The sequence below is a fragment of the Mycobacterium neumannii genome (assembly GCF_002245615.1).
GTDB classification, from domain to species: Bacteria; Actinomycetota; Actinomycetes; order Mycobacteriales; family Mycobacteriaceae; genus Mycobacterium; species Mycobacterium neumannii_A.
On the sequence record NZ_NKCO01000048.1, the window covers coordinates 3,567 to 5,423 of the forward strand.

Genomic DNA, 1,857 nt, shown 5'->3' on the forward strand with positions numbered 1-1,857 from the left:
CGGGCTTGTTGTCTCAAAGCCCAATAGTGTGTCTGGCAATCCTTCACGCCCGGCTTTTCCCACCAGACGATCAACGTTTGTTGTGCACCGGCCGAACACCCACTACAGGCGCCGGCACTGATATCCCAACCGCAACCGATCCCACAGGCGTGGGGGCGGGGGAAAATGAATGGTGCTCCTTAGAAAGGAGGTGATCCAGCCGCACCTTCCGGTACGGCTACCTTGTTACGACTTCGTCCCAATCGCCGATCCCACCTTCGACGGCTCCCTCCCACAAGGGGTTAGGCCACCGGCTTCGGGTGTTACCGACTTTCATGACGTGACGGGCGGTGTGTACAAGGCCCGGGAACGTATTCACCGCAGCGTTGCTGATCTGCGATTACTAGCGACTCCGACTTCACGGGGTCGAGTTGCAGACCCCGATCCGAACTGAGACCGGCTTTGAAAGGATTCGCTCCACCTCACGGCATCGCAGCCCTTTGTACCGGCCATTGTAGCATGTGTGAAGCCCTGGACATAAGGGGCATGATGACTTGACGTCATCCCCACCTTCCTCCGAGTTGACCCCGGCAGTCTCTCACGAGTCCCCGCCATAACGCGCTGGCAACATGAGACAAGGGTTGCGCTCGTTGCGGGACTTAACCCAACATCTCACGACACGAGCTGACGACAGCCATGCACCACCTGCACACAGGCCACAAGGGAAACCACATCTCTGCAGTCGTCCTGTGCATGTCAAACCCAGGTAAGGTTCTTCGCGTTGCATCGAATTAATCCACATGCTCCGCCGCTTGTGCGGGCCCCCGTCAATTTCTTTGAGTTTTAGCCTTGCGGCCGTACTCCCCAGGCGGGGTACTTAATGCGTTAGCTACGGCACGGATCCCAAGGAAGGAAACCCACACCTAGTACCCACCGTTTACGGCGTGGACTACCAGGGTATCTAATCCTGTTCGCTCCCCACGCTTTCGCTCCTCAGCGTCAGTTACTGCCCAGAGACCCGCCTTCGCCACCGGTGTTCCTCCTGATATCTGCGCATTCCACCGCTACACCAGGAATTCCAGTCTCCCCTGCAGTACTCAAGTCTGCCCGTATCGCCCGCACGCCCACAGTTAAGCTGTGAGTTTTCACGGACAACGCGACAAACCACCTACGAGCTCTTTACGCCCAGTAATTCCGGACAACGCTCGGACCCTACGTATTACCGCGGCTGCTGGCACGTAGTTGGCCGGTCCTTCTTCTGTGCCTACCGTCACTTACGCTTCGTCGGCACTGAAAGAGGTTTACAACCCGAAGGCCGTCATCCCCCACGCGGCGTCGCTGCATCAGGCTTGCGCCCATTGTGCAATATTCCCCACTGCTGCCTCCCGTAGGAGTCTGGGCCGTATCTCAGTCCCAGTGTGGCCGGTCACCCTCTCAGGCCGGCTACCCGTCGTCGCCTTGGTAAGCCATAACCTCACCAACAAGCTGATAGGCCGCGGGCCCATCCCACACCGCAAAAGCTTTCCCCCACCAGGCCATGCGACCAGCAAGGTGTATTCGGTATTAGACCCAGTTTCCCAGGCTTATCCCAAAGTGCAGGGCAGATCACCCACGTGTTACTCACCCGTTCGCCACTCGAGCACCCCCAAAGGGGCCTTTCCGTTCGACTTGCATGTGTTAAGCACGCCGCCAGCGTTCGTCCTGAGCCAGAATCAAACTCTCCAAACAAAAAACGTTCAGAACAATCTGACCAAACAGACACCAAAAACTGGCATCAAAAAACACCACACCCACAAACGGGAAAACAGGGCATGGCAAAAAACAACAACAAACAAAAACCACCAAACACACTATTGAGTTCTCAAACAACACACCCGC

1 rRNA gene is annotated in these 1,857 nt (G+C 56.9%); it reads right to left on the reverse strand.

The features are described 5' to 3' along the window. Window positions 1–183: 183 nt before the first annotated feature. Window positions 184–1,707: ribosomal RNA gene (locus CEX88_RS25685) — 16S ribosomal RNA — on the reverse strand. Between the last annotated feature and the right edge of the window lie 150 nt (window positions 1,708–1,857).